General features: G+C 59.4%; 18 protein-coding genes and 1 tRNA gene. 16 read left to right on the top strand and 3 right to left on the bottom strand.

Annotated features, from left to right (window positions below; genetic code table 11):
- Positions 1–53: 53 nt before the first annotated feature.
- From RUI03_RS06025 to RUI03_RS06055, 7 genes are all read left to right on the top strand, one after another.
- On the top strand, positions 54–884 hold the full coding sequence (locus RUI03_RS06025) for a M48 family metallopeptidase (protein ID WP_317289381.1): 831 nt from the start codon (positions 54–56) through the stop codon (positions 882–884).
- A 95-nt stretch (positions 885–979) separates the two neighbouring features.
- A complete protein-coding gene (cysK, locus tag RUI03_RS06030; protein ID WP_317289382.1) occupies positions 980–2,056 on the top strand; it encodes a cysteine synthase A in 1,077 nt (358 codons plus the stop codon).
- 135 nt (positions 2,057–2,191) lie between these two features.
- Positions 2,192–2,268: transfer RNA gene (locus RUI03_RS06035), tRNA-His, on the top strand.
- 83 nt (positions 2,269–2,351) lie between these two features.
- A complete protein-coding gene (locus RUI03_RS06040) occupies positions 2,352–3,095 on the top strand; it encodes a 4'-phosphopantetheinyl transferase family protein (RefSeq protein ID WP_317289383.1) in 744 nt (247 codons plus the stop codon).
- Positions 3,096–3,229: 134 nt separating this feature from the next.
- Entirely contained in the window at positions 3,230–4,015 is a 786-nt protein-coding gene (locus RUI03_RS06045; RefSeq protein WP_317289384.1) for a rhamnogalacturonan acetylesterase, read from the top strand.
- Positions 4,016–4,108: 93 nt separating this feature from the next.
- Complete coding sequence (locus RUI03_RS06050; RefSeq protein ID WP_317289385.1) at positions 4,109–5,284, top strand: aldose epimerase family protein; 1,176 nt, start codon at positions 4,109–4,111, stop codon at positions 5,282–5,284.
- A 17-nt stretch (positions 5,285–5,301) separates the two neighbouring features.
- Positions 5,302–6,195, top strand: coding sequence for a CHAD domain-containing protein (locus RUI03_RS06055; RefSeq protein ID WP_317289386.1), 894 nt, complete (start codon positions 5,302–5,304; stop codon positions 6,193–6,195).
- Here the strand turns inward: RUI03_RS06055 and RUI03_RS06060 are convergent.
- Genes RUI03_RS06060 through RUI03_RS06070 form a run of 3 tightly spaced genes read right to left on the bottom strand, consistent with a single transcriptional unit; the run spans position 6,144 to position 10,163 of the window.
- Positions 6,144–8,138, bottom strand: a complete 1,995-nt coding sequence (locus tag RUI03_RS06060) for an acetyl/propionyl/methylcrotonyl-CoA carboxylase subunit alpha (protein WP_317289387.1) — start codon at positions 8,136–8,138, stop codon at positions 6,144–6,146. The two genes, RUI03_RS06055 and RUI03_RS06060, sit on opposite strands and share 52 nt — an antisense overlap.
- Positions 8,138–8,554, bottom strand: a complete 417-nt coding sequence (locus RUI03_RS06065; RefSeq protein WP_317289388.1) for a hypothetical protein — start codon at positions 8,552–8,554, stop codon at positions 8,138–8,140. Before RUI03_RS06065 ends, RUI03_RS06060 begins: the two co-directional genes overlap by 1 nt.
- 4 nt (positions 8,555–8,558) lie before the next feature.
- A complete protein-coding gene (locus RUI03_RS06070) occupies positions 8,559–10,163 on the bottom strand; it encodes a carboxyl transferase domain-containing protein (protein ID WP_317289389.1) in 1,605 nt (534 codons plus the stop codon).
- Positions 10,164–10,295: 132 nt separating this feature from the next.
- Between RUI03_RS06070 and RUI03_RS06075 the strand changes: the two genes are divergently transcribed.
- The 9 genes from RUI03_RS06075 to RUI03_RS06115 all read left to right on the top strand — a co-directional run bounded on the left by RUI03_RS06075 (position 10,296) and on the right by RUI03_RS06115 (position 20,863).
- Entirely contained in the window at positions 10,296–11,462 is a 1,167-nt protein-coding gene (locus tag RUI03_RS06075) for an isovaleryl-CoA dehydrogenase (RefSeq protein ID WP_317289390.1), read from the top strand.
- Between the two features lies 1 nt (position 11,463).
- Entirely contained in the window at positions 11,464–12,195 is a 732-nt protein-coding gene (locus RUI03_RS06080; RefSeq protein ID WP_317289391.1) for a FadR/GntR family transcriptional regulator, read from the top strand.
- Positions 12,192–13,721 (top strand): MmgE/PrpD family protein, encoded by a 1,530-nt coding sequence (locus RUI03_RS06085; RefSeq protein WP_317289392.1) that lies wholly within the window; start codon positions 12,192–12,194, stop codon positions 13,719–13,721. The genes RUI03_RS06080 and RUI03_RS06085 overlap by 4 nt, the downstream gene beginning before the upstream one ends.
- Positions 13,721–14,632, top strand: a complete 912-nt coding sequence (gene prpB / locus RUI03_RS06090; RefSeq protein WP_317289393.1) for a methylisocitrate lyase — start codon at positions 13,721–13,723, stop codon at positions 14,630–14,632. The genes RUI03_RS06085 and prpB overlap by 1 nt, the downstream gene beginning before the upstream one ends.
- A 36-nt stretch (positions 14,633–14,668) precedes the next feature.
- On the top strand, positions 14,669–15,859 hold the full coding sequence (gene bktB / locus RUI03_RS06095; RefSeq protein ID WP_317289394.1) for a beta-ketothiolase BktB: 1,191 nt from the start codon (positions 14,669–14,671) through the stop codon (positions 15,857–15,859).
- 11 nt (positions 15,860–15,870) lie between these two features.
- Positions 15,871–17,007, top strand: coding sequence for a bifunctional 2-methylcitrate synthase/citrate synthase (locus RUI03_RS06100; protein ID WP_317289395.1), 1,137 nt, complete (start codon positions 15,871–15,873; stop codon positions 17,005–17,007).
- 143 nt (positions 17,008–17,150) lie between these two features.
- A complete protein-coding gene (locus tag RUI03_RS06105) occupies positions 17,151–17,954 on the top strand; it encodes a FadR/GntR family transcriptional regulator (protein WP_317289396.1) in 804 nt (267 codons plus the stop codon).
- A 31-nt stretch (positions 17,955–17,985) separates the two neighbouring features.
- Positions 17,986–19,110, top strand: coding sequence for an aldose epimerase family protein (locus RUI03_RS06110; protein ID WP_317289397.1), 1,125 nt, complete (start codon positions 17,986–17,988; stop codon positions 19,108–19,110).
- Between the two features lie 103 nt (positions 19,111–19,213).
- A complete protein-coding gene (locus RUI03_RS06115) occupies positions 19,214–20,863 on the top strand; it encodes a sodium/sugar symporter (protein WP_317289398.1) in 1,650 nt (549 codons plus the stop codon).
- The last annotated feature ends 63 nt before the right edge of the window (positions 20,864–20,926 follow it).

A 20,926-nucleotide genomic window follows, 5' to 3' on the forward strand; every position in this document is an offset into this window, starting at 1 on the left:
ACACCCGATTTGCGCGAGAAACTGTTAACTAAACCTCGGGAGAGCTGCCCCTCATGCTATCGTTTCGTAACGCCGTCACTCGCCGCGCCGCCGTAGGGCTCTTCGCGCTGTCCACCGTCGCTGGCTTGGCCAGCTGTGCCTATAACGATGAACTGGGACGCAGCCAGCTCCTGTTTGCCGGGGGTGCCCAGCTGACGCAGGCGGCAGCATCAGCCTGGAACGACCTGAAACAGCAGGAAAAAATCTCTCGGGATACGCGCTACACATCGCGGCTGAACCGCGTAGCGCCCAAGATCATCACGGCGGCCGGCGGCAATCCCGCCGAGTGGGAATATGTCGTCTTTGACAGCAAGGAGCTGAACGCCTTCGCGCTGCCGGGCGGCAAAATTGGCGTCTATACCGGCATCATGGATATCATGAAAAACGACGCGCAGCTCGCGGCGGTCGTTGGCCATGAAGTCGCTCATGTGAACTACAATCATAGCGCTGAGCGCCAGAGCCAGGCCACGATTGCACAGGTGGGCCTCCTTGGAGCGCAGGTCGTCGGGGCAAGCCAGTGCTCGGGTGCCGAAACCCGCGCCGAGGCAGAAGCGTGCCAGCAAACCGCCGGTCAGTGGGTGCAGATTTTGGGGATCGGCGCAATGTACGGCGCCATTCTTCCCTATTCACGGACCCATGAGCTCGAGGCCGACAGTGGCGGCGTGAGGTACATGGCCGCTGCGGGATATGATCCGCGTGAAGCCATCAATTTCTGGCAGGGCATGGCTGCAGCCACGGCGAATTCTGGCCGCCCGCCGGAATTTGCCTCTACGCACCCTGCGACCGATACCCGGATCCAAAATCTGAAAGCTGAAGTTCAGCGGCTGGGCTACTCCGTCAACTGATCAGGACCTTGCCCTGCGATCATTGAGATTGCAGGGCAACGCGCCATATCCCGATCAGTCTTGCTCGCCTGCTTTGGCGAGATAAAGGAGAAGCCATGAGCGAAATTCGAACGACCACAGGACGCGGCCAACGCTATGACAGCGTGCTCGACACTGTTGGTAACACCCCGGTCATCCGCATCAACCGCCTTGCGCCTGAGGGCGTAAACCTGTTCGTGAAAGCCGAATATTTTAATCCGGCTTCATCGGTCAAAGATCGGTTGGCCTTGGCAATTATCGAAGATGCTGAGCGGTCGGGGAAACTCAAACCCGGTCAGACAGTGGTTGAGGCCACTTCGGGGAACACGGGCATTGGATTGGCCATGGTTTGCGCCGCCAAGGGCTATCCGCTCGTGATCACGATGGTCGAGACCTTCTCCATCGAGCGCCGGAAACTGATGCGCTATCTCGGCGCCAAGGTCGTGCTGACACCAAAGGCCGACAAGGGCCTTGGGATGTATAAAAAGGCGCAGGAACTGGCCGAGAAAAATGGCTGGTTCTATGCGCGGCAGTTCGAAAATACGGCGAACCCCGACATTCACGAGACCACAACCGGCCGCGAAATTATTGGTGATTTCGCCGATTCAAAACTCGATTATTGGGTGACCGGTTTTGGCACTGGCGGCACGGTCACGGGCGTGGCGCGCGTACTGCGCCGGGAAAGTCCCGATACCAAGATCATTTTGTCAGAGCCTGAACAGGCACAGATGTTGGCAAGCGGTCACGAACAGCCGCGCGAAGCCGATGGCGGTCCGGCCAAAAGCCATGACGCCTGGCAGCCGCATCCTATTCAGGGATGGAGCCCGGACTTCATTCCGCTGGTGTTGGAAGAGGCCCGCCGCGAAAAGCTGTTCGACGAATTAATTCCCGTCACGGGCCCAGATGGCATGAAGTGGGCTCACGCCCTTGCGGCCAAAGAAGGGATTCTTACCGGCATTTCCGGCGGGTCGACTTTTGCCATAGCGATGAAAGTGGCCGAAAAAGCGCCCAAGGGCTCAAACATCCTGTGCATGTTGCCCGATACGGGCGAACGGTACCTGTCGACACCGCTATTCGAAGCGATCGCAACGGATATGTCGGACGACGAAAAGGCGCTTGCCGCCACAACGCCAGGCTACCTCGTCACGCCCTGAAACGGCTTAAAAGCGCCTTGGCGTGGACACCATCCATCACCGGGCGACAGGGAAGAAAATTGACAATTTCCCTGTTGCCCGGCCGTTCAGTCTGGTGCATATGCAGACCCCTTAGCGACATCGTCGCCCTATAGTGCCGCCTTAGCTCAGTTGGTTAGAGCGCCGGTTTGTGGAACCGGAGGTCCTTGGTTCGAGACCAAGAGGCGGTACCATTTCCCACCGCTTTATTGTTTTTCGTGTTTCGGTGCCGCATGATTGTGGGCGGACCGGTCGTCACAGGCAAAAGGGCTCGTGCATGTCTGTAAGCGCCGACATCACGCTGGGCATCTTGCCATCATCACAGGGCCAGCCCCCCCTGCCAGACCCGTTGGTGTGGCTGACGCGCAAAGAACAGGAACGCTACGCGACCTATCGCGTTGAGGCCGCCCGTCATCAGTTTCTCGCCGCGCGTGTCCTTTTGAAAACGATGGTCGGTGACATTTGTGGGACGTCTGCGCCCAATGTGTTGATCCAGACGGACGATAATGGACGCCCCTTCCTGATGGATCTTCCAGGCCAGATCAGTATCTCTCATTGTCCTGAGTATATCGCGGTGGCGTATGCTGAACGCTTGGCCGTCGGGATCGATGTTGAACGTCAATCTGACGCGACCCTGATCACGGACATCGCCGCACAGATCATGACGCCTGCGGAGCAAAACACTTTGCAGGAGACGACGGATCCTCTTGCTTATTTTCAGCGTGTGTGGACCGCAAAAGAGGCCGCGCTGAAATGTGCCGGGACAGGGTTCCTGACCGACCCAAAGCGTTTTGCGACGGACATTTATCCTGACCATGCGATGGTCCAGGGGATCCTCACAACCGGCGAGGTGGGCGCCTACCATGTGCGTCACCGCGACCTGGAAGGCGGCGCGATGCTGGCGGTGGCGGTCGAGGAGAAACGCCGCGCATCGGCACGCGTCACCGTTCGGCATTATCACTGGCTCAACGTCGCCGACGGTGGCCAGATGGTTGCGGTGGCGAACGAAGATCAGTTCTGATTTCACGCCAGGCCGCAGCGAGGGCCTGTGGGCGTTGGTGAGTCTAACTGCCCGGGGCAAAGAAGTGCCGAATTGGAACGCGGCTGCGAACGTCGTAGGCTAGGCTCGAAACGACCTCGAGCACGGAGATTCTGATGCTGTTCACCTCAATCGCCCTAGCGGCCGGTGCAATCCTGTCGCCGATGGAGCCAAGCGTCGCGCCACCGGCGCGAATCATCATCGCGGGAGACTCAACGGCTGCTGACTATGCGCCGGAGAGGGCACCGCAGACAGGGTGGGGCCAGGCACTACGATATTTCGCGCCTGAGGGGACCGAGATCCTCAACCTGGCCGCCAATGGAAGAAGCACGAAAAGTTATCGCGACGAGGGCCGTTGGGCGGCACTCCTCAATGAGGTGCAGGAGGGTGATACCGTCCTCATCAGCTTTGGTCACAACGATCAGCGTGACGATGCGCCAGAGCGGTATGCCGCCGCGGACGGCGCCTTTCGTGAGAATTTGGTCGCCTTTGCGACAGAGGTTCAGGCGCGCGGGGGGCGACCCATCATTCTGTCATCAGCGGCCCGGCGGCTGTGGGAAGGACCGGCCATGGTGGAGACCCACGGCCTGTACCGAGTGAATGCCGAGCGCGCAGCGGGGGAGGCCGGCGCGCGCTACATCGACCTGGCGCAACTCTCGCTCAGCTATTTTGAGACCATCGGGCGGGACGAAACCAAGGCCGACTTCCTGTGGCTGCCACCGGACCCTAGCCATGTACGATTCCCGGAAGGGGTCGAAGACAACACGCACTTTTCATTTCTCGGGGCGTGCGGCGTGGCCCTGATTGTCGCGCGTGAACTGAACCTGATAGCAGAGCCGGGAGAGACCGAAGGTTTGCGGCCCATGCCGGTCGAAGCCTGCGCGGCTGAACTCTCTCAATAGCGTTGATAGCGGACGGGGCTGCGGACGCACGTCAAACCCGCTATGAAGGTCGTCAACTATCACAACAAAGATAAGCAAACAGGGACGGTGCCTATGACCTTCTATCGGACATTGATGATTGCGAGCGCCCTTATGGGCCTGACGGCCTGTGGTGGTGAGCCGTCGGCCGACAACGACAAGGTCGAGGACGCTGCCACACAAGAGCAGGGCAATGGCTCGATAGCCGCGGAGTCTTTCGGCACCACTGCGTCGGGTCAGGAAACGACGCTCATCACCCTCACCAACGCCAATGGTCTGAGTGTTTCAGCCACCGATTACGGGGCTACGATCATCTCCATCATGGTACCGGACCGGGGTGGTCAACTGGCCAATGTCAATCTGAATGTGGACGATCTGGCAGGATATGAGGCGGGTGCGTCCTATTTCGGTGCTGTTGCTGGGCGATATGCAGGGCGCATTGGCGGGGCTCAATTCACACTCGACGGGATAACATATCAGTTGCCTGAGAATGGCGGTGGCAACACGCTGCACAGCGGTCCTGACGGCTACAATCAGATGATGTGGCAGAGCGAAACTGCCATGACCGATGCGGGGCCGTCGGTGACATTTTCACGTCTCAGTCCTGCAGGAGAGCAAGGGTTTCCCGGCAATCTAGAGGTATCGGTGACCTATACGCTGACTGACGAGAATGCTCTGAATATCGACTACCAGGCCACGACCGATGCAGCCACGCCGATCAATCTGACGCAGCACGCCTATTTCAACCTGAATGGCGGAAAGGGTGATGTCCTCGATCATCTGCTCACGGTCAATGCCGACGCCATTCTCGCGCTCGGGGATGATCTTATCCCCACCGGAAACTATCTGGCGGTGGACGACACACCGTTCGATTTCCGAACGGCGACGGCCGTAGGCGATCGTGTCGATGCAGATCACGAAGAAATTGTTCGCGGCAACGGGTATGACCACAACTGGGTCCTGAACAAGGAAGACGGGGCGCTTGCTCTCGCCGCGGTGCTGACGGACCCCAAATCGGGTCGGCGCATGGAAACCTGGACAACCGAACCTGGGCTCCAGATCTATACGGGCAATTGGCTCGATGGCAGCCTGAGACGGGGTGCACTGTCTTTCACGAAACGCACAGGCATTTGCCTTGAGACCCAGCACTTCCCCAACAGTCCGAATGAGCCGGGCTTCCCGTCGACTATTCTTCGGCCCGGTGAGGTTTTCACCTCCACGACAAGCTACCGCTTCTCAACGGTCGAATAGGCCGGAGAGGGGGAGGCATGGCGTTTCTATTGCCGCCGGTGGATGGCCCGGTGTCGTTGCCGGTCAAAAAACTTGCGAGGCGGCAGCTCAGTAAGGTGCTGGCCGATCTTGATCATCCCTCCCGCTCAGACGACCGGAAGGCGTATCTCGCCCGCCGGCGGCTCAAAAAAGTTCGTGCCCTGATCCATCTTGTGGAAGGCTCGCTCGTCGACTTTGACGAGGTGGATGCTCGCCTGCAGGGGGCCAGCCGCGCGCTCAGCCCGCTAAGGGATGCTGGCGCAGCGATCGAGGTGCTGGCCCGGCTTTACCCCCTTCTCAACGGTCTCCTCACGACAAAGACTTGTGTCGAGCTTCATGAGGCGGTGGTGGGGCAACGCATCGACCTGAGCGATAAAGCTATAGCGGACGCCATGGCGTCCGCACGGGCGTCGATCCAGACAGTGGTCGGGGGCATCGGGAACTGGTCGGTCACGCCGGATACCCATTACACTCTTTTGGACGGACTCCGCCAGACCTACCGAATGGCGCGGCGGCGTCTGCGCAAGGCAATCCGTACGGGAACCGATGAGGACCTCCATGATTGGCGGCGTATGGTCAAATATCACCGCTGCCATTGTCGCCTGATGCAGGAACGGATGCCCGTTATCACCGATACGCGGCGCCACAGCCTTGCAGAAGTGTCGCGACTATTAGGCCACCATCAGGATCTGATTGTCCTTGAAGAGGTCCTCGCGGCGGCGGGAATGAAGACCGCGATCTCAGGTTTTATCGAGGGCGAAAAAGCCGGCCTGCGTGAACGCGCGCTCAAGATCGGTGCGCCGCTGTTTGACAGTAAGCCGAAAGCGTTTTCGGCAGTGCTCTACTCATCCTCAGTGGACAGCTCGACCAGAAAATCACCTTCCTTGACCTGATCGCCGACAGCAAAGCGGAACGCTTTTACAACGCCGTCGGCCGGTGCACGGATGGTATGCTCCATCTTCATCGCTTCCATGACGAGGAGGGCGTCGCCAGCGGCCACGCTCGCGCCTTCTTCCGCGACAAGCAGGGTGATGAGCCCCGGCATCGGCGCGGTTAGCGACCCCGCAGAGGCGCCCTGGTCCGCGGCCGGGACCAGCGGGTTGGGGTGGGCGATGTCCCAATGATCAGCGTCGATCCAGACCCGGACCCCGGCATCTCCCTTGGCAACATGCGCTGTCCGGTCTCTATCACCCATCCGCAAGCGGAGCATATCGTCGGATTGTTGCAGAATCTGGAATGTCACAGATCGGGCCGCGCCGTTCTGCTGCCCCTCCCGCCGATTGGCGGCCGTGGCGCCCGGCTCCACGCTCATTGTCCAATCGCCACTGCGATATTCAAAACGACAGAGGTCGGTAGTGCCATTGCCTTCAAGCCAAAGCACCAGCTTGGACGGGGCATTCAGACGGAAGCCCTTGGTGGGATCCGCGAAAAACGCCGGCTGCTGTGCAATCGCTGCTGCTATCATGGCCATGTCCGGCACGGTGCCGGGGCCGCTCAGCAATTGAGCGTGATCTTCAATAAACCGTGTATTGACCTTCTCACGGATAAAGTCGTCTGCGGCCGCGAGGTCATGCAGGAAGCGCGTATTCGTCTCGAGCCCAGCGATGCGGGTGGCCAGAAGGGCCTGGCGCATCTGCCCCAAGGCGGCGCCGCGGGAGCCTGCATGGGTGATAATTTTGGCGATCATCGGGTCGTAATAGGGACTGACCTCCTGTCCCTCTTCGACACCATGATCAACGCGCGCCACATGGTGGGGCAAATGAACGCTGTCGAGAAAGCCCGTTGACGGGGAAAAATCATTATACGGATTCTCAGCGTAAATCCGAGCTTCGAAGGCGTGCCCGTTCTCGGTAATGTCGTTCTGCGCGGCGGGCAGGCCTTCATCGGCGGCGATGCGCAATTGCCATTCCACGAAGTCGAGGCCGGAGATCATTTCCGATACCGGGTGTTCCACCTGCAGCCGGGTGTTCATCTCCATGAAGTAGAAATCGTCTGCGCCATCATACAGAAACTCGACGGTCCCGGCCCCGCGATAGTCGACCGCCTTGCCAGCATTCACACCGGCATCGAGCAGACGCTTGCGGACAGACGCAGGCAGGTTTGGTGCGGGCGCTTCTTCAATCACCTTTTGGTGACGGCGCTGGAGCGAGCAGTCCCGCTCGAACACGTGGACGACGTCGCCGCGACCATCGCCAAAGATCTGAACTTCAACGTGGCGAGCGGTTTCGATGTATTTCTCCATCAGGAAGAAATCATCGCCGAAAGCCGATTTGGCTTCGCGTTTGGCAGCTGCCAGAGCGTCGGCCATTTCCCGCTGTTCTCGGACGAGGCGCATGCCCTTGCCGCCGCCACCGGCACTGGCCTTGAGGAGGACCGGATATCCAATCTTCTCCGCTGCGGCGCTGAAGGCTTCCGCACTCTGATCATCACCCTGATAGCCGGGGGTGATCGGTACGCCTGCGCGCTCCATCATATCCTTTGCGGCGGATTTGGAGCCCATGGCGCGGATCGTCTCCGCCGTCGGGCCGACGAAGATCAGGCCCGCGGCTTCGACCGCTTCAGCGAATTCTGCGTTCTCTGACAGGAAGCCATAACCGGGGTGGATGGCTTCCGCGCCGGTTCGCTTTGCGGCGTCGATAATCTTGGACTGGACGAGATAGCTTTCGGCCGCCGTCGCCCCGCCCAGGGCCACAGCCTCGTCACAGGCGAGGGTGTGGCGCGCGCCGATATCGATATCGGAATAGACGGCAATCGTCCGTAGGCCCATGCGTTTGGCGGTCTTCGCGACACGGACGGCGATCTCGCCGCGATTGGCAATGAGGAGGGATTTGAACATTATTTGGCTCCTTCAAGCAATCCATCCGGCACAATAGGGCCATAGATATCCAATGAAAGCTGGATGCTGCGCTTTGCTAGCTTTTCCATAGTCTTTGGACTGATGGAGATCCCTTCATTGCTATCATCCAGGAAAAGACCACAAAACACGTCAACCTTCAGTCCTGACGTTGCTTCTCGCCAAAGTGTCTCATCCTCCACAGAATCGTCGATAAGCATAGAGATTTGATGATCCAGATTTCCGGGGCTAACAGCTTCTAGTCTGCGATGAAGGCTGGGTCTTACAGGGGATCTCCCGTCCACAAGAGGTGGAGCAAGATTTTCGTGACCAGGGAAAAGCGCGATGACTTTTTCTCTGTTCAGCTTGACGCCAGAGAAGCGCAACGAAACCACAGTTTTTTGTACGGGTTCGACCATCTCATCACATCCTGAACAGGCCGAAGCGTGTCTCTTCTAGCGGTGCATTCATCGCGGTGCGGAGGCTGAGGCCGAGCACATCCCGCGTCTGGGCCGGGTCGATGATGCCGTCATCCCACAGGCGGGCCGAGGCATAATAGGGTGACCCCTGACGTTCATACCCTTCGCGGATCTTAGCCTTGAACGCCTCTTCTTCGTCTGCTGACCATTCCTGACCTTCGCGCAGGGCGTCGCGCTTGACGGTGGCAAGGACGTTGGCCGCCTGCTCACCGCCCATGACGGAGATGCGGGCGTTCGGCCACATGAACATGAAGCGAGGGCCATAGGCTCGCCCGCACATACCGTAATTGCCGGCACCGTAGGAGCCGCCGACGACCACGGTGAGTTTGGGCACCTTGGCCGTGGACACGGCCGTGACCAGCTTGGCGCCATCCTTGGCGATGCCGCCAGCCTCAGCACTCTGACCGACCATGAAGCCGGTAATGTTCTGCAGGAAGATGAGCGGCGTCTTGCGCTGGGCGCACAGTTCAATGAAATGCGCACCCTTCTTGGCGCTTTCGGAGAAAAGGATGCCGTTATTGGCGAGAATCCCGACCGGATAGCCCCAGAGATTGGCGAAACCGCAGACGAGCGTCGAGCCGTAGAGCGGCTTGAACTCATCAAAGTCCGAGCCGTCAACGATCCGTGCGATGATCTCGCGCGCATCATAGGGCTTGCGGGCATCGGTCTCGACGACACCATACAGTTCCGACGGATCATAAAGCGGCGCAGGGACCGCTGCCAGCGGTTGCCTCGCAATCTCTTGCGGCCCAAGCCGCGCAACGATTGACCGGGCGATGCCGATGGCGTGGTCATCGTCTTCGGCGAGATGATCCGCGACGCCGGACTGGCGCGTATGCACATCCCCGCCACCAAGGTCCTCCGCGGACACCACTTCGCCCGTGGCGGCCTTCACCAGCGGCGGGCCGCCGAGGAAGATCGTCCCCTGATTGCGGACGATGATCGCTTCATCAGCCATGGCGGGGACATAGGCGCCCCCAGCGGTACAGCTGCCATGCACGACGGCGATCTGTGCGATGCCCTGGGCCGACATGGTCGCCTGATTGTAGAAGATGCGTCCGAAATCATCCTTGTCGGGGAAAACCTCGTCCTGCATCGGCAGGAACGCCCCGCCGGATTCGACGAGGTAAATGCAGGGCAGGCGGTTCTCCAGCGCGATTTCCTGGGCGCGCAGATGCTTCTTCACCGTCATGGGGTGATAGGTGCCGCCCTTCACCGTCGGGTCGTTCGCCACGATCATGCAGTCGCGGCCTGAGACCTGGCCGACGCCAGCGACCACGCCGGCGGCCATCACGTCGCCCGAATACATTTCCCAAGCGGCGAACTGGCCGATCTCCAGAAACGCGCCGCCGGGATCGATCAGCCGCTCGATGCGTTCACGAACCAGTAGCTTTCCGCGTGCCTTATGGCGCTCGGAATAGCGTTCGCCGCCCCCGGCGCGGACCGATTCGGCCCGTGATTTCAGTTCCTGGACAAGTGAGGCCATCGCCTCCTGGTTGGCCAGAAAACCGGCGGAACGACGATCGACTGTGCTTTTGAGCACCACCATTGGGCGTTTCCTCTTGCTTTTTGACACGTACCTAGCATAAAGTCAGGTTGTCCGACAAACAGATAATGCTGCTCCGACGACATGGCCGCTGGGCCGTACCGCGAGAGCGCAATGCCCGGGAGGCACGCTCACATGAACTCTGGATACTCCATGACTTTCGGCCTCGATGAGACGATCGAGGATATGCGCGATGTGGTTCGCCGGTGGGTGGACGACAAATTGGCGCCGCGTGCCGCCGAAATCGATGAGAAGAACGAGTTTCCTAGAGACCTGTGGCCCGCTCTGGGGGAGATGGGTCTGCTCGGCATTACCGCTGACGAAGAATATGGCGGCTCCGGCCTCGGCTATCTTGCCCATGCAGTTGCGATGGAAGAAATCTCCCGGGGCTCAGCCTCCGTAGGGCTCTCCTATGGCGCCCACTCCAATCTCTGCGTGAACCAGATCAACATAAACGGATCCAAGGCGCAGAAGGAAAAATACCTGCCCAAGCTGATTTCCGGCGAGCACCTCGGCGCGCTGGCCATGTCCGAGCCGGGGGCAGGGTCCGACGTGGTCTCGATGCGCCTCAAGGCCGAGAAAAAAGGCGACCACTACGTCCTCAACGGCAACAAGATGTGGATCACCAACGGTCCGGGCGCCGACACGCTGGTCGTCTATGCCAAGACGGATCCCGGCGCGAAGTCACGCGGCATCACCGCCTTCCTGATCGAGAGGGGCATGCAGGGTTTCTCGACGGCCCAGAAGCTCGACAAGCTTGGCATGCGCGGTTCAGACACCTGTGAACTGGTGTTCGAGGACTGCGAAGTCCCTGTCGAAAACATTCTCGGTGAAGAGAACAAGGGCGTGAAAGTTCTGATGTCCGGCCTCGACTATGAGCGCGCGGTCCTCGCGGCTGGCCCACTGGGTATCATGCAGGCCGCGATGGAAGTGGTCCTGCCATATGTTCATGACCGTGAGCAGTTCGGTCAGTCCATCGGCCAGTTCCAACTGGTACAAGGCAAGCTGGCGGACATGTACACGACGATGAATGCGTGTCGCGCCTATGTGTACGCTGTTGCCGCCGCCTGCGATCGTGGCGCCACCACCCGCCACGACGCGGCGGGCTGCATCCTTTACGCGGCCGAGAAGGCAACACAGGTGGCGCTCGATGCCATCCAGCTGCTTGGCGGCAACGGCTACATCAATGAATATCCGACCGGCCGTCTGCTGCGCGATGCCAAGCTTTATGAGATTGGCGCAGGCACATCGGAAATACGGCGTATGCTGATTGGCCGTGAACTGTTTGAGGCGACAAAGTAGTATGCAAGATACCTTCACCACGCTGGAACGCGAACCGGTCTATCTCAAGGTCTACAAGGCGATCGAGGAGCGGATCAGCACGGGCGTGCTGGAGGATGGGTCGCTATTGCCGACCGAAGCGGTACTTTGTGAACAGTTCGGGGTCACTCGTTCATCGGTGAGAGAGGGTATCCGTTTGCTTGAGCAGGCGGGCCTTGTGGCCCGCGGTGCGGGCAAGCGTCTTGTTATCGCTCGTCCGCGCACGGCTGATGTCGCGCGGGCAGCCAGCCGCAGCATGACCTTGAGCGGTGCCACCTTCCGCGAGGTATGGGATACGCTGATGGCGTTCTATCCCGAAGCAGCGCGGGCGGCGGCCGTTCGATTAGGGCCAAGGGACGCGGCGGCTTTGCGAGAGTGTCAGGAGGTCCTGGCGGCCCTGCGGGATGACCAGTCCGAGGCTGTTGTGACGGCAGCGGTCGCGTTCTTCGACATTCTTGCAATGCACCTGCACAACCGCGTGATGGCCGCGCTTCTGCAGTCCCTCAACCGCATGATCGACAAAAGTCTGCGCGAGGTTATTGGCCAGACGCCACAGGCGCGGCGTCGCATCCTCGAGGCGCAGGGTCGTATCACCGAAGCCATCGCTGATCAGGATCAGGCCGCTGCCGTCAACTGGATGCGCAAGCACATCGCCGACCTGCAGCGCGCCTATCAAGTTGCTCATATTGATTTAGATACGGAGATCACCTGGTGATTGAACTGAACGTCCACGCTCATCCCTCTAAAGACGAATTGCCGCGCGAGAAACAGCTGGCCTGGACGATGGCCACAGTGGCCGCGGATCCTGTCGGCATCGACGACGATGTCACGGACATGATCATTAACCGGATCATCGACAATGCCAGTGTGGCCATCGCCTCCCTGAACCGGGGGCCGATCAAGACCGCGCGAGCACAGGCCAACGCGCACCGCTCTGGCGGCGCGACGCTTTTCGGCATGGCAGCTGGTCATACGGTTTCGCCCGAATGGGCCGCATGGGCCAATGGTACCGCCGTGCGCGAGCTTGATTTCCACGATACATTCCTTGCGGCGGATTATTCCCACCCTGGTGACAATATTCCGCCGATCCTGGCCGTCGCCCAACACGCGGGCATGGATGGCATGGCGCTGATGCGCGGCATTGCCACCGGCTATGAAATGCAGGTCAATCTGGTGAAGGCGATCTGCCTTCACGAGCACAAGATTGACCATATCGCCCATCTGGGGCCATCGGCGGCGGCGGGTATTGGCGCGCTGCTTGGTCTGGATACGGAAATTATTTATCAGGCCATCCAGCAGGCCCTTCATTGCACCGTCACCACGCGCCAGTCGCGCAAGGGCGAGATCAGCACGTGGAAAGCCTTCGCTCCGGCATGGGCAGGCAAGGTGGCGATCGAAGCCGTCGACCGTTGTATGCGCGGCGAGGGTGCCCCAAGCCCGATTTACGAGGGTGAGGATTCCATCATTTCCTTCATCCTGAATGGCCGCACCGCGCGCGACCGCGGCGACAGCCCCTATGGCCCGGCCTACACGGTGCCCATGCCCGCACCGGGTGAGGCGAAGCGTGCCATCATGGACACCTACACCAAGGAACACTCGGCGGAATATCAGAGCCAAGCGTTGATCGATCTTGCCTTCCGCATGGGCGAAAAGATCGATGATTTCGACAAGGTCAAATCCATCGTTCTGCACACGTCTCACCACACCCACTATGTGATCGGGACGGGCTCTGGTGATCCCCAGAAGATGGACCCGAATGCCAGCCGCGAAACCCTCGATCACTCCATCATGTATATCTTCGCCATCGCGCTGCAGGATGGCGAGTGGCACCACGTGAGATCCTATGCACCGGAACGCGCTCAGCGGGCCGATACGGTGCGCCTGTGGCACAAGATCTCGACGACCGAGGATCCCGAATGGACACGGCGCTATCACAGCCACGATCCGTCGGAGAAAGCCTTCGGCGCGCGTGTCGTCATCACTATGGAAGATGGCAGCGTGATTGAGGATGAAATGGCGATTGCGAATGCGCACCCGCTTGGCGCCCGGCCGTTTGGGCGTGCTCAATATATCCAGAAATTCAAGACGCTGACGGATGACATTCTTGATGCATCTGAAAGCCAACGGTTCCTTGAGCTTGTTCAGCGCCTGCCTGAATTGACGGCGGACGAAGTGCGCGCACTGAACCCGGTCGCGCCCAATGGCTATCTGGTCGAGAACAGCGCGAAGGGGATCTTCTGATGCTCTTTACAAAGAAAACTGCAGCGCAGAAACGCGAGGACTTTCGCGATATGCTGGCGGACGGGAAGCTCCATCAGTTTCCCGGCGCGTTCAATCCTCTCTGTGCGCAACTGATTGAGCGCAAGGGCTTTGACGGCGTCTATGTTTCTGGCGCGGTCATGGCCGCTGACCTCTGCCTGCCGGATGTGGGCATCGCCAATCAGGAGGAGTTCGTCACCCGTGGTCGCCAGATCGCCCGGGTCACGGACCTGCCTGCGATCATCGATATCGATACTGGCTTCGGCGAGCCCATGAGTGCTGCGCGCACCGTCCGCCTCATGGAAGAGGCGGGGCTGGCCGGTTGTCACATCGAAGATCAGATCATGCCAAAGCGCTGTGGTCACCTGGATGGCAAGGAAATTGTCGATACACAGACTATGATCCAGCGCATCAGAGGTGCGGTTGATGGTCGGCTCGACCAGAACTTCGTCGTGATTGCACGTTCCGATGCCCGGGCCGTTGAGGGGCTGGACCAGACGATCGACCGGATGAAGGCGTATGTGGATGCAGGCGCCGACATGCTGTTCCCGGAAGCACTGAAGTCTGAGGCCGAGTTTGAGCGTGTACGGCGCGAGATTTCAGTGCCGATGTTGGCCAATATGACGGAATTCGGCAAAAGCCGCCTTCTGAACAAGAAAGAACTCGAAGATCTCGGCTTCAATCTGGTGATCTATCCGGTGACGACCCTGCGGTTGGCCATGGGTGAGGCGGAGCGCGGGCTTGACCATATTTTGCAGCACGGTGACCAGAACGGTATTCTGGATCGCATGCAGCATCGCCGGGATCTCTATGATCTTCTGCGCTATGAAGACTATTCGAAATTCGACCAGGATCTCTACAATTTCGAGGTGACCGACACCCCGACAAATTGATCCGGTCACTTATAATTATAATCGGAGGAAATGCCCGTGACCCAGGATGTCTATATTTTGAGTGCCGCCCGGACCGCCGTTGGCCGGTTTGGCGGCGGCTTTGCTGATGTGCCGTTGGAAGACCTTGGCACCCATGCGTTGAAAGCTGCGATTGAGCGGTCAGGTGTTCAGGCGGACCAGGTCGAATCGGCGGTGGTTGGCAATGTGCTGCGTACCCAGTCCAAGGACGTATACCTGGCACGGACGATGGCCATCAGCGCCGGCATGGCGGAGAGCTCTCACGCCGTCACTGTCAATCGTCTCTGCGGTTCCGGTCTGGAAGCGATCGTGCAGGCGAGCCAGCAGATCATGCTGGGTGACGTCAGCGTGGCCGTCGCTGGCGGCGCCGAATCCATGAGCCGGACGACCTATTCCTCCAGCACCCCGCGCTTTGGCCAGAAAATGGGCCCCGTTACGCTCGACGATGACATGCTGGCGGCGCTCAGCGATCCATTTGGCTCTGGCCATATGGGCATGACGGCGGAAAACGTGTCTGAGCAGTTTGGTATCGACCGCGCCGCACAGGATGCTTTCGCCGAGGAAAGCCATCGCCGCGCCATCCACGCCATCGATAATGGTTATTTCCGTGAACAGATCGTTCCCTTCGAGATTGCCACGCGCAAGGGTACGACGGTCATCGACACCGATGAGCACGCAAGACGCGACGTGACAGCGCAGGGGTTGAGCGCCTTGAAGCCTGCCTTCAAACGCGATGGTGGGACAGTAACGGCCGGAAACGCGTCGGGCCTCAATGATGGCGCATCGATGTTGACGCTGGCATCAGGTGATATTGTGAAGCAGGGCGGCCTTCAGCCCATGGCGAAGCTGGTCAGCTACGCCCGCGCAGGGGTCGCCCCGTCGATCATGGGCACCGGCCCCATTCCGGCGGTCAAACTCGCGCTTGCGAGGACAGGTCTGTCCGTGGACGACATTGATGTCATCGAATCGAATGAGGCCTTCGCCGCGCAAGCCTGTGCTGTGGCCAAGGAACTGAATTTTCCGGCCGAGAAGACCAACCCGAATGGCGGCGCGGTTGCCCTTGGTCACCCGATCGGTGCGACGGGAGCCATCATCACCACCAAGTGTCTGTACGAGCTTAAGCGGACCGGCGGCCGATATGGTCTCGTGACCCTTTGTATCGGCGGCGGGCAGGGGATCGCCGCGATCTTCGAAAACGTTCAGCGCTAGGAGGAACGATCATGTCCGATACGGAAATCCGTTACGGCCTTCAGGGGGTGGTCGCTGATGACACGGCCATTTCCAAGGTCATGCCCGAATCCAACTCGCTGACCTATCGCGGCTATCCGGTGCAGGATCTGGCGGTTCAATGCCGGTTTGAGGAAGTGGCCTACCTTATCTGGAATGGCGAATTGCCGACGGCGTCGCAGCTGGCGGCGTTTGAACGGGCAGAAATCGCGGCCCGCGGCGCCGGCGATGAAGTGCTGTCCGTGCTGTCGATGATGAGCAGGGATGCTCATCCCATGGACACGCTGCGCACGGCGGTCAGCTTTTTGGGGCAGGCCGATCCGCAGGCGGAGGATGCGACGCCTGAGGCGTTGATGGACAAATCCATCTCGCTCTACGCGAAAATCCCTGAACTCATCGCTGCCGATTTCCGGCGCCGTCAGGGCAAGAAGCCGATCGCCCCGACGAGTGAGCTGGGGTTCTGTGAGAATTTCTTTCACATGTGCTTTGGCAGTGTTCCGAAGCCTGAAATTGTCAAATGCTTCGACATTTCGATGACGCTTTACGCCGAGCATTCTTTCAATGCATCGACCTTCACGGCACGGACGATCACATCGTCCATGTCAGATATCTATTCGGCTGTCACAGGGGCGATCGGTTCGCTGAAAGGGCCGCTTCACGGCGGTGCCAATGAGGCGGTCATGCATATGCTGCGTGAGGTGGGTTCAGCGGAGAAGGCAGAGGCGTGGATGCTCGATGCGCTCGCCACGAAGAAGAAAATCATGGGCTTTGGTCACCGCGTCTACCGGTCCGGTGACAGCCGTGTCCCGACCATGACGGCTGCGCTGGAGCGCATAGTAGCGGTGATCGACACCAAGGAAGCGCAGGATCTCTGGGCCATGTCCCGCGTGCTGGACGATACGATGGTTCGGGAGAAGGGAATCTATCCAAATCTCGATTTCCCGGCCGGTCCGGCCTATTACCTGATGGGTTTTGCCATCCCGATGTTCACGCCAATTTTCGTGATGTCTCGCATCACAGGCTGGACGGCGCACATCATGGAACAGTGGTCGAGAAACCGCCTGATCCGGCCTTTGTCAAATTATGACGGTCCTGCGGAGCGGGCCGTGACACCGTTGGCGACCCGTTAAAACGAGGGCCGTCACGTAGTCGCGTGATGTTATTTACCGACCAATTATGTTCTTAAGAATGCCACGCAAGATCATTAGTCGTTCCTGACAGCGCTAGGCGCTGCTGCCTGGAATGATGATCGAGGGGAGCGAAAAGCTCCCCTTTGTCGTTCCTGCGTGACAGCGTGAAGGATGTAGGCGGCGCCATGGAGATTTTGACGGATACACTCCCATCGCGTGACACGACGCTTGGGAATTTGACCCAGCGCATCGTGCAGGATCTGGGGTCAGCGATCATCACAGGCGAGTTTACGTCTGACACGCCGTTCCCCAATGAAGCCGATATCTGCAAACGCTATGGTGCAAGCCGAAGCATCGTCCGAGAAGCGGTCAAGGTCCTGAATGCGAAGGGGCTTGTCACGGCCCGACCACGCCGGGGGACGCAGGTCCGCCCGGATAATGAATGGAACCTGATGGACCCCGATGTCCTGTCATGGCTACTGAAACGCCGCTTCAACCTGCCGCTTCTGATTGATTTTACCCGCACCCGACTCGCGATTGAGCCCATGGCCGCGCAGGAGGCAGCCCGGACGGGTACTCAAAGCCAGCTCGACGTCATTGAACAGGCCATGCGTGGCCTGAGAGAGGCGCGCATGGGCGCTGATGATCCGCTGAATGCGGATATTCGGTTTCATCTCTCGCTGCTTGAAGCAAGCAACAACCGCTTCTTCTTTCACATGCGTCCCATGGTTGAGGCCGCGCTGCGATTCGCGGTTCGTTTTGACCGGTTGGAGGGGGCGGGCGTGGAGCGCGATCTGCAGGTGCACGATGAGGTCACGCAGGCGATTCTGCGGCGCGACGGCGCGGGGGCATCGGCGGCGATCAAAGGACTGCTTGAGCAGAACCTGCATGTCATGCTGAAAGCGCTCGAAGAGGTGTCTGCGAGCGACGTCAAAGCGACGGCCTGAGACGCATCCCCGCGACTGAGGAGCATCCATCATGCAAGAAGAAAACGTCACCGGCCAAGCCAGTGTCGACCGCAAAGCCTATGGCGTCACCACATCTGGTGAGAAGGTGGATCTGTTCACCCTGACCAACGCAAATGGGCTGTCAGCCAATATCATAGAATATGGTGGGACACTGACCTCGCTGATGGTGCCTGATGCCTCCGGTCAGCTTGAAAATGTCGTTCTCGGACTTGATTCCCTCGAAGATTATGAGGCTTGCGAAGCCTATCTTGGCGCACTGATCGGCCGGTCCGGTAATCGGATCGCCAAGGGTCGCGCGACGGTCGACGGCACAACGCTTGATCTGCCTATCAACAACGGACCCAATCATCTCCATGGCGGACCAAAGGGTTTTCACAAGGTGGTCTGGTCAGGCAAGGCGCATACTGACGATGTTGGTGCGCATCTTGAACTCCGCTATCGCAGCGTTGATGGCGAGGAAGGCTATCCGGGCAATCTGGATGTCGTTGTCATCTATAGCCTGACAAATGACGATGAGCTGCGGATCGACTATCAGGCCCAGACGGATAAACCGACCATCTGCAATCTGACCCATCACAGCTATTTCGACCTGTCCGGTGGCAGCGCGCGGTCGGTTCTCAACACGCTGCTGCAGCTGGATGCAACGCAGTTCACCCCGGTAGACGAGACACTCATCCCGACGGGCGATTTGCGCGATGTCGAGGGCACGCCTTTCGACTTCACCGAATTGCAGCCCATTGGTGAGCGAATATCGGAGGATGACGAGCAATTGGCCTACGCTGGCGGCTACGATCATAATTTTGTCCTGACGGCTGAACCAGACGAGGACGGCCTGCGGGCAGCGGCGCTTGTTATTGATCCGGACAGCGGCCGCGCCATGGAAGTGCTGACGACCGAGCCGGGCATGCAGTTCTATTCGGGAAATTTTCTTGATGGCTCACTGCGGGGGCAGGGCCGCGTCTATCGCAAAAGATCCGGGTTCTGTCTTGAAACCCAGGGTTTCCCCGACAGTCCAAATCAGCCTGCGTTTCCGACGACGATCCTGATGCCTGGCGATACCTATCGCTCGACAACGCTCTACTGCTTCATGACGGCAGATGAATCGGACGACGAAGACGAAGGACATGACGACTGAAACCGTTTTTGTCTGGAAAAGTCTCAATAATATGAGCATGGTTCGGGAAAGGGCCGGGCAGCCTTAGCTGGGGACATGGCCAAATTTCCTTGAGGGAGGAACAATGCAACTCGAAATGATCGACCTGCTGATCGTGGCAGGCTACGCCGTCATCCTGTTGGGCATCGCACTTGTGGTGTCTCGAGAACCTGCGGGCCACAACAAGAATACCGAGGACTATTTTCTCGCCGGTAAATCATTGCCCTGGTGGGCTATCGGCGCGTCGCTGATCGCGGCGAATATCTCCGCAGAACAGATCATCGGCATGGCCGGGTCAGGTTTTGCCATGGGCTTGGCCATCGCGTCCTATGAGTGGATGGCCGCGATTACGCTCGTCATTGTCGGCAAGTTCTTCCTGCCCATCTTCCTCAAACGCGGCATCTACACCATGCCGCAATTCCTTGAGAGCCGGTTCGGCCCGACCGTGAAGTACGTGATGAGCGTCTTCTGGCTCATTCTCTACACGGTGGTGAACCTCACAACTGTGATGTGGCTTGGCGCAACGGCCATCAACACGCTGACCGGTCTCGACATGTTCTACGGCATGCTGGCACTTGGGGCATTTGCTGCGGCCTATTCGCTATATGGCGGCCTGAAAGCCGTGGCGATGACCGACATCATCCAAGTGGTAATGCTGATCGGCGGTGGCCTGCTGATCACTTGGCTGGCCTTGGGCCAGGTGGCCCCATCGGGCAATCCGGTGGAAGGTTTCGCCGTGCTGGCGGATGATCTGCCGCAGAAATTCAACATGATCTTCTCCAAAGAGAATTTCTTCTACAACGACCTTCCCGGCATTGGCGTCCTGTTGGGCGGCATGTGGATCATGAACCTCAGCTATTGGGGCTTCAACCAGTACATCATCCAGCGGGCGCTCGGCGCCAAGAGCATTCAGGAAGCCCAGCGCGGCGTCCTGTTCGCAGGCTACCTCAAGCTCCTCGTGCCGTTCATCGTGGTCATTCCAGGCATTGCGGCCTTCTATCTGCAGCCAGATCTGGCCTGTCCGGGGACGGAGCTGCTGGTCGATCCGGCAAGCTATCAGGCCACCTGTGCTGCTGCCGCTGACGGCGCGGCGGTCAGTCCGAGTTTCGACCGGGCGTACCCGACCATGATGGCGCTCGCACCGGTGGGTATTCGCGGACTGATCTTTGCGGCGCTGATTGCGGCAATCGTCTCGTCGCTCGCCTCCATGATCAACTCGATCTCGACCATCTTTACGATGGACCTCGTGCGGCCGCTGATTGCCCGCGATGCGACCGAGAAGACGCTGGTCACGGTTGGCCGGGTTGTGAGTTTCGTCGCTCTGCTGATCGCGCTGTTCCTGGCCACGCCGCTGCTCGGGAATTCACCGCAGGTGTTCCAGAATATCCAGAACTGGACGGGGCTGTTCACGCCGGGGATCACGGCGCTGTTCTTCCTGGGCATGTTCTGGAAGCGGGCAACGGAGATTGGCGCGCTGGCGGCCGTTATCGGCTCTGTCTTACTGTCGCTCTTCTGGCCTAAACTGTTCCCGGGCATGCCGTTCATGGACCGCGTGGGGATCGTCTTCCTTATCGCCATGGCGATCGGCGTTGTGGTGTCCTATCTCCAGAAACCGCAATCAGAGGAAAAGGTTGTCGATCTTCGTGGGATCAGTTTCCGCACGGGTCCCATCTTCAATTTCGCCTCGATCGCCATCATCGTGATCCTGTGCGGCCTGTATGGCATCTGGTGGTGACTAGAGGCCCTGACTGAACGAAAAAGCCCGGCCAGATGGCCGGGCTTTTTTTCATTTCAGTGG

Source organism: Parvularcula sp. LCG005 (genome assembly GCF_032930845.1).
Taxonomy (GTDB): Bacteria; Pseudomonadota; Alphaproteobacteria; order Caulobacterales; family Parvularculaceae; genus Parvularcula.

Bases quoted from the DNA above. Each gene is read 5' to 3' on its own strand.
- RUI03_RS06025 (WP_317289381.1), top strand. From the start codon at position 54: ATGCTATCGTTTCGTAACGCCGTCACTCGCCGCGCCGCCGTAGGGCTC.
- cysK (WP_317289382.1), top strand. From the start codon at position 980: ATGAGCGAAATTCGAACGACCACAGGACGCGGCCAACGCTATGACAGC.
- RUI03_RS06040 (WP_317289383.1), top strand. From the start codon at position 2,352: ATGTCTGTAAGCGCCGACATCACGCTGGGCATCTTGCCATCATCACAG.
- RUI03_RS06045 (WP_317289384.1), top strand. From the start codon at position 3,230: ATGCTGTTCACCTCAATCGCCCTAGCGGCCGGTGCAATCCTGTCGCCG.
- RUI03_RS06050 (WP_317289385.1), top strand. From the start codon at position 4,109: ATGACCTTCTATCGGACATTGATGATTGCGAGCGCCCTTATGGGCCTG.
- RUI03_RS06055 (WP_317289386.1), top strand. From the start codon at position 5,302: ATGGCGTTTCTATTGCCGCCGGTGGATGGCCCGGTGTCGTTGCCGGTC.
- RUI03_RS06060 (WP_317289387.1), bottom strand. From the start codon at position 8,138: ATGTTCAAATCCCTCCTCATTGCCAATCGCGGCGAGATCGCCGTCCGT.
- RUI03_RS06065 (WP_317289388.1), bottom strand. From the start codon at position 8,554: ATGGTCGAACCCGTACAAAAAACTGTGGTTTCGTTGCGCTTCTCTGGC.
- RUI03_RS06070 (WP_317289389.1), bottom strand. From the start codon at position 10,163: ATGGTGGTGCTCAAAAGCACAGTCGATCGTCGTTCCGCCGGTTTTCTG.
- RUI03_RS06075 (WP_317289390.1), top strand. From the start codon at position 10,296: ATGAACTCTGGATACTCCATGACTTTCGGCCTCGATGAGACGATCGAG.
- RUI03_RS06080 (WP_317289391.1), top strand. From the start codon at position 11,464: ATGCAAGATACCTTCACCACGCTGGAACGCGAACCGGTCTATCTCAAG.
- prpB (WP_317289393.1), top strand. From the start codon at position 13,721: ATGCTCTTTACAAAGAAAACTGCAGCGCAGAAACGCGAGGACTTTCGC.
- RUI03_RS06100 (WP_317289395.1), top strand. From the start codon at position 15,871: ATGTCCGATACGGAAATCCGTTACGGCCTTCAGGGGGTGGTCGCTGAT.
- RUI03_RS06110 (WP_317289397.1), top strand. From the start codon at position 17,986: ATGCAAGAAGAAAACGTCACCGGCCAAGCCAGTGTCGACCGCAAAGCC.
- RUI03_RS06115 (WP_317289398.1), top strand. From the start codon at position 19,214: ATGCAACTCGAAATGATCGACCTGCTGATCGTGGCAGGCTACGCCGTC.